The following is a 9,693-nucleotide window of genomic DNA, read 5'->3' as shown; positions in this document are numbered from 1 at the left end:
TAAACATCGTTCGATTGCTGGTTTTTTAGCAGGCGTATTTTCTTCACTATGTGCGTATCAACTTTGCCAAAAGAATAAGCCTAAAATTCATGTGATTAAATCTTTGGCTTATCCGTAACTGGGGTTATTGTTAATAAGTTAAAAGTTAAAAAATAGAGTTCTTTCGAGAACTCTATTTTTTATAGATGAATCTGCAGTTAGACGAGCTGGACTTAAACTAACTCCACCGCAATCGCTGTGGCTTCACCACCGCCAATACATAAAGATGCCACGCCTTTTTTCGCGCCTATACGTTGCAATGCATGAATGAGCGTCACAATAATACGTGAACCTGAAGAACCTAGAGGATGCCCCAAAGCACATGCACCACCCTGAATATTCACTTTGGCAGGGTCTAAATCAAAAGCATCTATCGCAAGCATGGTTACCATGGCAAAGGCTTCATTAATTTCCCACAAATCTACATCGGCAACCGACCACCCTGCTTTATCTAGCACTTTTTGAATCGCCCCTACAGGAGCAAGAGTGAACTCAGAAGGATGTTGTGAATGTGTCGCGTATGCCACAACTTTTGCAAGCGGTTTTAAGCCACGCTCTGCCGCAACCACATCTGATGTAATCACCAGAGCAGATGCGCCATCTGAAATAGAGCTGGCATTGGCGGCTGTAATCGTGCCATCTTTTTTAAATGCGGGACGCAAACTGCTAATTTTATCGACTTTGGCATTTAACGGTTGTTCATCCTGATCGACAATCACATCACCTTTACGTGAATGAACAGTGACAGGCACGATTTCATTTTTAAAATAACCGTTTTGAATGGCTTCTACCGCGCGGTTTAAAGAGCGAATTGCGTATTCATCCTGCTGCTCACGGGTATAGTTTTTCTTGTCTGCCATGTCTTGCGCCAGCACGCCCATCGACAAGCCTGTTTCAGCATCTTCTAAACCTTCCTGAAACATGTGGTCTGTGACTTTGCCGTGTCCCATACGGAAACCTGCACGTGCTTTATCTAGCAAATACGGCGCATTCGACATAGATTCCATACCGCCAGCGACCACAATCTGCGCTGAACCTGCCTGAATAGCATCGGCTGCCTGCATAACAGCTTTCATGCCAGAGCCACAAATTTTATTGATGGTGGTTGCACCTGTACTATCGGGTAAACCCGCTTGACGCATCGCCTGACGTGCAGGGCCTTGCTTCAAACCTGCAGGCAATACACAACCAAAAATTACTTCATCAATGTCAGTCCCACTTAAACCTGCACGTGCAACTGCGTGTTGAATTGCAACCGCGCCTAAATCGGGTGCTATACAACTTGCCAGTGAACCTTGAAAGCCGCCCATTGCGGTACGTACAGCATCTACAATTACAATCATTTTTAGTCCCTTATTACCGTCTTTTTAAAGTGATTACCGTAAAAGCCATGCTTTTTAAAATTACAAATAACATCCCTGTGAGTTAGCAAGTAATTCACGTTAAATGTAAATCAAAAGATGAGCATTGCAATCTCGCAAAGTGCTGAATTGCTATGCTTGATTGATCTTAGACTTTTAGGCCTTGCTTATGAAAAATAGAATAAAAGTTTTAGAAATCCAATTTTATTTCACTAAAATGACCTGTTTGGTTCAGTTTTATTGACAACCGATTTGGCTTATGGATTGTGCTATTTTTCACATGATATTTTTTAAATTCATTGGTTCACTGATGAACATACGTTAAAACTTACCTTTTCAAGACCTTGGTGCTATTTTCAAGTTGCTCAAACTGCACTAGACTCCAACATGCTTAATTGGTTGTAATTGGAATATTGATTGATGACGACTCTACGCCAAGAAAATTTCCGACGTCGTAAAGAGAAAATTTTGGCAATGGCTGAGGTTTTATTACTGGAAAATCATAATGATATTACATTAAGTGAGTTGGCTGCAGAGTTAGATATTGCCAAAGGCACAATTTATAAATATTTCAAAAGTAAAAATCAGCTCTATTTAGAGTTAATTATTTTAAATGAACAGCGTTTATTGGATATTTCCAAACAGTATCACCATAACTTTCAAACTTATGTTTCGCAGTACATGCTGTATAACATGCTTAATTCCAACCGTACGATTTTGCTGCACTCGATTGAAGAACGCTTAACCAATAATGAACGTAAACTAAATGAATTGTTTGAACAGTTATACGATATTCGTGAGCAGCGTATTTTAGAAATTAAGGACATCACCCAAGCCTATTTAGAGTCCTTTAACAGCGCGATGTCGATCCGTGATTATCTGTCTTATATTTGGACAGTAACTTATGGTGCGTCGTTATTACTCAATTCTACCCATTATCAAAAAGCTATTGGGTCACGTGAACGCTTAATCAAGCTATATATTAATCAAGCACTGATGACGCCAGATAAAGTATCTGCGATTGTTTGATTTTTACATAGTTAGCTTCGTTGGATTCATTGCTGATCCCGCTAAATATTAGCGTCTAAGTAGAAAGAAATTTGCTTTTCAGAACGTATTAACTCACCTCATAAATTTATTCTCTAAATAAAAAATCCCAAAGTTCAAACTTTGGGATTTTTCAAATTCTTTTGACTGTCTAAAGACACATCATTCTGCACTAATATCTTCAAATAATACTGAAGATAAATAACGCTCACCACTGTCAGGTAAAATCACCACAATATTTTTACCTGCATTTTCAGGACGTGCCGCCAATTTTGCAGCAGCAGCCATTGCTGCACCACTTGAAATACCGACTAAAATACCTTCTTGGGTTGCTGTTTTACGCGCCCAGTCAATTGCTTCAGCACTTTCAATCGCAATCACTTCATCCACCAAATCTAAATCTAGGTTTTTTGGAATAAAGTTAGCGCCAATCCCCTGAATTTTATGTGGTGCAGGCGTAATGGCTTCACCACGCTTGGCCTGAGCGATAATTGGAGATTCAGCAGGCTCGACTGCAACAGTATGCAATGCCTGACCTTTTACCTTTTTGAAATAACGCGAAATACCAGAAATCGTACCGCCTGTACCTACACCTGCAACAAGAATATCGACCTTGCCGCCTGTTGCTGCCCAAATTTCTGGGCCTGTGGTTTCTTCATGAATTTGCGGATTGGCAGGGTTATTAAACTGCTGCGGCAAATAATAAGTTTCAGGATGTTCGGTTGCCAAACGCTCTGCTTCATCCACCGCGCCTTTCATACCTTTTGCAGGCTCAGTCAGCACCAAATTTGCACCCAACGCTTTCAACACCTTACGGCGCTCAATACTCATGCTTGCAGGCATCGTTAGTGTAATCTCATAACCTTTTGCTGCAGCTACAAATGCCAAAGCGATTCCTGTATTACCACTGGTCGGTTCTACAATATGCATACCTGCTTTTAACACGCCACGTTTTTCAGCATCGGCAATTAAAGCAGCACCAATACGGCATTTCACAGAAAATGCAGGGTTACGGCTTTCCACTTTGGCTAAAACCGTTGCATCGCCAGAAATTAAACGGTTAATGCGTACCAATGGCGTGTTACCAATCGCTTCTGCATTATTGCTATATACGGCAATCCCTAAATTTGCTGGTGTTGAAAAAGCTGCATCTGTGGTCATGATTATTCCCTAAGTTATATCTATATAAACAAAATTTAAATTATCATACCTTTTTATAAAATTTTTGCCGATGTTTCACGAAAATTGTTTTATACAAAAATATGATTAGCTTTCAACAAAATGCGAATTAGAATAAAGAGATGACGACCTCAGTTTAATTGTCGATTTTCTCGGCACTTGGGTTTGAAATTCGCTATTTATTTTTTGACAATAGCAACACATAACAAAATGTAGGGAATGCAATGTCTAATAAACGTTACAGTCAGCTTTATCGTAATTTCACTAAAAAAATCTTAGATAAGATTGTGACGCCACAAGTATTAGGCACGACTGCAGAATTAGAACATCGTGTTGCACAAAGCTCTGAAAAAACACAATTTTGTTATGTGCTGCAAGATGCCTCTCTCAGCAATACCGTATTGATTGATCAGCAGACGCAATCTCGTGGTTTACCTTCTGTGTATGCGCCTTTAAACATTGCCGAGCATCAGGAAGACGATTCCATTTTGGTCTTGCGTGAGAAAAACCCACAGCACAGTGCTTATCACTACTCTGCTAAATTGATTCGACTCATTGAAACCTTAGAGCAACATCCTGAACATGATGTGTTGTTAGTTCCCGTAACTGTACTTTGGGGACGTTCACCCGAATACGAAGACTCTTGGTTTAAAGCATTATTTGCCGATGCATGGTCTACGCCAAACAAGCTTAAACAAACCATTAATATTTCGCTCTATTCACGTGATAACTACATCGAGTTTCATAAAGCAATTTCCTTACGTCAGCTTATTGAACAAGCCACACAACAACAACCACACTTATCGCCTGCGCACTTTATTGAGCAACATCTGGAACACAATTTTAATCAACACAAAGAAGCGATTTTAGGCCCAGACTTATCTGACCGCCGTAATTTGATTCATGCGTTGATGAAAAGTGAAGCAGTACAACAAGCTATTCGTAAAGAAAGTATCGAACAAAAAGTCAGTATGTTTGAAGCAGAAAACCGTGCTAAAAGCTATTTAACTGAAATTGTATCGGACTTTTCTTATTCGACTTTGCGTTTTGCTGAACTGGCACTGACCAAGCTTTGGACACAGCTCTATGATGGCATTGAAGTGCATCACTTTGACACGGTACGCGAACTCGCCAAAGACTATGAAATCGTCTATACCCCTTGTCATCGTAGCCACATCGACTATTTGTTGCTGTCTTATGTGATTTTTAATCGTGGCTTGATGGTGCCGCATATTGCAGCAGGTATTAATTTAAATTTACCAATTGTGGGTCAATTAATGCGTGGTGCAGGTGCGTATTTTATTCGCCGTACTTTCAGCGGCAATGAATTATACACCTCGGTATTTAAAGAATATTTACACAGTTTATTGTCACGCAACACCCCACTCGAATACTTCATTGAAGGTGGACGCTCACGTACAGGTTTATTGTTACCGCCGAAAAAAGGCATGTTGTCGATGACCATTCAAAGCCATTTACGCGGAGCAACCAAACCAATTGCATTTATTCCAACGTATTTTGGTTATGAAAAACTGATTGAAGGCACATCTTATTTAAATGAATTAAACGGCAAACCGAAAGAAGCCGAATCTTTATGGGGTATTTTAAACTCTGCCCGTAAAATTGAAAAAGTCTTTGGTCAGGTCTATGTCAACTTTGGCGAACCTGTATTTTTAGATGATGTTTTAACTGCCAACCAAGCACGCGATGTAAAACTGAACATAAATGATGAACTACCGACCTCTGTGATTCACACGGTAGATCATACTGCGCATGCAATCTTGGAAAATATCAATAAAGCGGTGGTGATTAACCCAATCGCCCTCATCTCTCTGATTTTATTAAATGCCGATCAGCATGCATTGAAACAAGATGAGCTGCTCGCCCGAATTGAACAATATCGACGTTTGCTCAAACAATTGTGCTACGACCCACGTATGATTATTACGGGTTTAAATCCACAAGAAATTATTGAATATGCGCTAAAACTTAAACAAGTTGAGCGTTATAACCAAGATGGTGTAGAACAGATTCGAGTCGCAGAAAGCCAAAAAATCTTATTGAGCTATTTTAGCAATAATATTTTGCACTGCTTTATTTTGCCTGCGTGTGTAGCATTAATTGTGCAGCAGTTTAATGAACAAAATTTAGCATTATCATGCGCAGATTTAATGCAAAAACTGCAGGCGATTTATCCATATTTGAAGCAAGAGTTTTTCTTGGCATGGACGGCGCAAGAACTTTCTCAAGAAATCGAAAAAATTGTGGCGTACTTTATTCAGCAAAATTGGGTTACAGAAGCAAATCTGCAATTACAGCCGAACCCAGCTACACAGCATGAACTCTATGCCTTAGCTGAACTGGCAAAACCAAGTTTAAATAATTTCGTATTGATTCAAGGGCTTTTGCAGCGTTATAGCGCACACATCCCTTTAAATCTGAAAGTTTTGGAAAAAATGACCAAAACCGTATTACAACGCGCTGCAGATTCTGCACAATTTAAGTCTGCATATTATTTTGATAGTGCCACCTTAAAAAGTTTTATCAGCAGTTTAGATCAGCAAGCCTTGTTGCAACACAATGCTGCGCAGATAAGCCTAGATGATACTTTTAGTGCCAAAATGTCTGAATACTTTGCTTGGTATAACCCAGAAATTCACGAGTTATTAGCTGCATCGAGTGAATTTAGTGAGAAAGAATTAAAAAGTTTTGAACAGGTGAAAAAATAGGTTTTATTGTAACTCAGCCACTTTTTTATCAATTTTTTGATTAGAATATCAGGCCATTATTTATGATTGGCTGATATCTTTTCTTAAATGATACTTGTTCTCATATATAAATAATGATTTATGTTATATAATTTATCTTCCACTCCCGCCTAATATATATTGGGTTAGCTGTAAATTAAGAGAATAAAACAATGAACGATGGTCTTGAAATCACATCAATGCGTGAATCTGCGGATACCGTTGTTGGAATTTTAAAATCTTTGGCGAATAGTGACCGTCTTTTAATTCTTTGTCATTTATCTCAACAAGAATTAAACGTATCGCAAATTGAAGAAATAACTCAAATTCATCAGCCTACTTTATCGCAACAATTAATGATGCTGCGTAAAAGTGATGTGGTGAATACCCGCCGTGATGGCAAGCAAATTTTTTATTCAATTAAAGATGAAAAAATGGTGCAGGTACTTAATACCCTATATGCACTTTATTGCCCGCAGGACTAAATGATAATGCCTGTATTATCAGGCATCACCATAAAACTTGAATACTCTCCTGCTATTTCAAAGACTTCTTAGCATTTTTTGTTCATAATATATCTAAATTTATGATTTAGATTTCAGTATGTCAGATTTCAATTCACGTTTGGCTCGTGTACTACCTGCTTGGCAATGGCTGCGAAAATACAATGCAGAAACATTGAAATCTGATCTGCTGTCTGCGTTTATCGTCATTGCCATGCTTGTACCTCAAGGGATGGCTTATGCCATGCTTGCAGGTTTACCTCCTGTCATGGGTTTATATGCCAGCGTGATCCCCATGATCATGTACGCCTTGGTTGGTGGCAGTCCAACCTTGTCCATTGGCCCAGTCGCCATTATTTCCATGATGACCTTTGCGACGCTCAATCCATTATTTGAAGTCGGCTCGGCAGCTTATATTCAAGCAGCCTGTTTACTTGCTGTGATGGTCGGCATTATTTCGCTACTTTTAGGGATTTTTCGCTTCGGTTTTTTAATTCAACTCATTAGCCATCCTGTTATTAAAAGCTTCATTATTGCCTCTGCATTAATGATTGCGATTGGACAGCTTAAATTTGTGTTAGACATCCCCCTTAAAGCCAATAACTTACCTGAGTTCTTATACAGCTTTTGGAAATATATGGGACAAACCCATTTTTATAGCGTGCTCTTGGGTGTTGCTGCCATTTTATTTCTAATTTATGCCCCTAAAATCATCAACAGTAATGCCATTCGTGAGCGTGTTCGAGGTAGCGGCTTTATCTTAAAAGCCTTGCCATTGGTATTGGTGATCGGTTCAATTGCTTTGGTTTATTCATTGCATTTGCAACAAATCGGCATTAAAACAGTCGGAGAAATTCCTTCAGGATTTCCGCCTATTCAATTCCCTGAATGGAATGCACAACTTGTTCTACAACTCCTTCCTGGCGCAGCCATGATTGCCATGATCAGTTTTGTGGAATCTCTGTCTATTGCGCAAGCCACCGCCTTACAACAACGTAGTCACTTAAATAGCAATCAGGAACTGATTGCACTCGGTTTAGCCAATTTTGGCGCAGGTGTTAGCTCCTCTTTTCCCGTCACAGGCAGTTTGTCGCGTACCGTGGTCAATGCCGATGCAGGTGCAAAAACACCAATGGCAGGTGTATTTACCTCCATCGTGATTGTTATTGTCAGTTTATACTTCACGGGATTTTTCCAAGACTTACCACTGGCTGTTTTGGCTGCAACCATTATTGTTTCAATTTGGAAACTGGTCGAGTTCCAATCTTTTAAAGAAACTTGGCGTTATTCCAAAGCCGATGGTCTGGCCATGTGGGTGACGTTCTTTGGTGTTGTATTCATTGATATTTCGACAGGTTTAATTATTGGGATTGTGTCCACCTTTATTCTAATGTTGTGGCGTATTAGCCGACCACATATTGCGGTAATTGGTTTACTTGAAGGCACACAACATTTTCGTAATATTCAGCGGCATCAAGTGCGTACCGCGCCACACGTGCTATCCATGCGAATTGATGAAAATCTAACCTTTTTAAATGCCAATACTTTAAAAGGCTTTTTTATTAATCAAGTCAGCCAAAACCCTCAGTTAAAGCATGTAGTGGTGAATTGTTCGAGTATTAGCAGTATTGATTTAAGCGCACTCGAAATGCTGGAAGATTTAAATCTTGAACTAAAAAAATTGAATATTTGTCTGCATTTTTCTGAAATTAAAGGCCCGGTAATGGACAAATTACAACACTCAAAACTTTTGCAGCATTTAAATGGAAAAGTTTTTTTTTCACATTATTTAGCCATGCAAGAGCTTGCGCCTGAACTGACTTAAAGATCAAGAAATTGATCTTTAATTTTATCTTTAAAACTGGATGTTCAACACACATACTTTTTGATCAATGAGTACTTTTATCTTGCTGAAATTTAAACAGTTTAATAAATATCACTTTTAAAAATATAGACTTAACTTTTAAATCAAAATTATTTTTAAGCACATGGATATTTCAGTATAAAATAGCCGCTTTTCTTTTACCTTATTTTCGTATGTTTTCAGCTTTTTTGCGTTTGAGTTTAGTCTCCCGAATTATGATTGCAATTGTACTCGGTGTGGCTGTTGCAATTTTATTTCCAGAATCTGCGCCTTATTTAAGCCTTTTGGGTGATTTATTTATTAAAGCCCTAAAGTCTGTTGCGCCAATTTTAGTGTTTATTTTGGTCATGGCATCGATTGCCAATTTTAAAATTGGAAGCAGCAATGCTTATATCAAACCGATTATGCTGATGTATGCGATTGGTATGTTCTTGGCTGCGCTCAGTGCAGTTATTGCAAGTACGCTTTTCCCAAGTACATTATTTTTAGATGTTGCAACACAGTCAGAATTAACCCCGCCGGGCAGTCTTGCTGAAATTTTGAAAAATCTTTTACTTAGTTTTGTTGCTAACCCTGTAGTTGCCATTGCCGAAGCCAACTTTATTGGTATTTTGGCTTGGGCTGTGGCTTTAGGGATTGCCTTCCGCCATGCTACAGAGTCCACCAAAGCATTGTTGAATGATGCAGCCAATGCAGTCAATCGCGTTATTCGCTTGGTGATTAACTTTGCGCCTTTCGGTATTTTTGGCTTGGTTGCCGTGACATTTGCCGATGCAGGCTTGAGCACCTTAGCCAGTTATGCTCAATTATTGGCAGTCTTGTTAGGTAACCCCAGTTACGGATAAGCCAAAGATTTAATCACATGAATTTTAGGCTTATTCTTTTGGCAAAGTTGATACGCACATAGTGAAGAAAATACGCCTGCTAAAAAACCAGCAATCGAACGATGTTTA

The 9,693-nt window shown here is 39.1% G+C and carries 6 protein-coding genes and 3 pseudogenes; 6 read left to right on the top strand and 3 right to left on the bottom strand.

All coding sequences use genetic code 11. The features are described from left to right. Positions 1-118: pseudogene (locus FTV43_RS13735) on the top strand (IS982 family transposase); the annotation flags it as partial. Positions 119-212: 94 nt separating this feature from the next. Here FTV43_RS13735 and FTV43_RS13730 read toward each other — a convergent pair. Then, entirely contained in the window at positions 213-1,382 is a 1,170-nt protein-coding gene (locus FTV43_RS13730) for a thiolase family protein (protein WP_004973508.1), read from the bottom strand. Positions 1,383-1,820: 438 nt separating this feature from the next. Here FTV43_RS13730 and FTV43_RS13725 point away from each other — a divergent pair, with 438 nt between their 5' ends. Further along, complete coding sequence (locus FTV43_RS13725) at positions 1,821-2,429, top strand: TetR/AcrR family transcriptional regulator (RefSeq protein ID WP_004973506.1); 609 nt, start codon at positions 1,821-1,823, stop codon at positions 2,427-2,429. Between the two features lie 180 nt (positions 2,430-2,609). On the opposite strand, the gene cysK is transcribed toward FTV43_RS13725, so the two are convergent. Then, the gene (cysK, locus tag FTV43_RS13720) at positions 2,610-3,608 is read right to left on the bottom strand and encodes a cysteine synthase A (protein WP_004973505.1); all 999 of its coding nucleotides are present in this window, start codon (positions 3,606-3,608) and stop codon (positions 2,610-2,612) included. Positions 3,609-3,850: 242 nt separating this feature from the next. Between cysK and plsB the strand changes: the two genes are divergently transcribed. The 4 genes and pseudogenes from plsB to FTV43_RS13700 form a co-directional block, all read left to right on the top strand. Next, the gene (gene plsB, locus FTV43_RS13715) at positions 3,851-6,355 is read left to right on the top strand and encodes a glycerol-3-phosphate 1-O-acyltransferase PlsB (protein ID WP_096901604.1); all 2,505 of its coding nucleotides are present in this window, start codon (positions 3,851-3,853) and stop codon (positions 6,353-6,355) included. Positions 6,356-6,546: 191 nt separating this feature from the next. Beyond that, positions 6,547-6,858 carry a metalloregulator ArsR/SmtB family transcription factor gene (locus FTV43_RS13710; protein ID WP_154320733.1) on the top strand — a complete coding sequence of 104 codons (312 nt, stop codon included), beginning with the start codon at positions 6,547-6,549 and terminating at the stop codon, positions 6,856-6,858. 118 nt (positions 6,859-6,976) lie between these two features. After that, positions 6,977-8,701, top strand: a complete 1,725-nt coding sequence (locus FTV43_RS13705) for a SulP family inorganic anion transporter (protein ID WP_179995730.1) — start codon at positions 6,977-6,979, stop codon at positions 8,699-8,701. Between the two features lie 212 nt (positions 8,702-8,913). After that, positions 8,914-9,567 (top strand): annotated as a pseudogene (locus FTV43_RS13700) (cation:dicarboxylase symporter family transporter); the annotation flags it as partial. An 8-nt stretch (positions 9,568-9,575) separates the two neighbouring features. On the opposite strand, the pseudogene FTV43_RS13695 reads toward FTV43_RS13700, so the two are convergent. Next, positions 9,576-9,693, bottom strand: a pseudogene (locus FTV43_RS13695) (IS982 family transposase); the annotation flags it as partial.

It is taken from the genome of Acinetobacter sp. YH16053, assembly GCF_013417035.1.
GTDB classification, from domain to species: domain Bacteria; phylum Pseudomonadota; class Gammaproteobacteria; order Pseudomonadales; family Moraxellaceae; genus Acinetobacter; species Acinetobacter towneri.
Note: the sequence above shows the minus strand (reverse complement) of the source record. Positions and strands in the feature narration are given on the sequence as shown.

Bases quoted from the DNA above. Each gene is read 5' to 3' on its own strand.
- FTV43_RS13730 (WP_004973508.1), bottom strand. From the start codon at position 1,382: ATGATTGTAATTGTAGATGCTGTACGTACCGCAATGGGCGGCTTTCAA.
- FTV43_RS13725 (WP_004973506.1), top strand. From the start codon at position 1,821: ATGACGACTCTACGCCAAGAAAATTTCCGACGTCGTAAAGAGAAAATT.
- cysK (WP_004973505.1), bottom strand. From the start codon at position 3,608: ATGACCACAGATGCAGCTTTTTCAACACCAGCAAATTTAGGGATTGCC.
- plsB (WP_096901604.1), top strand. From the start codon at position 3,851: ATGTCTAATAAACGTTACAGTCAGCTTTATCGTAATTTCACTAAAAAA.
- FTV43_RS13710 (WP_154320733.1), top strand. From the start codon at position 6,547: ATGAACGATGGTCTTGAAATCACATCAATGCGTGAATCTGCGGATACC.
- FTV43_RS13705 (WP_179995730.1), top strand. From the start codon at position 6,977: ATGTCAGATTTCAATTCACGTTTGGCTCGTGTACTACCTGCTTGGCAA.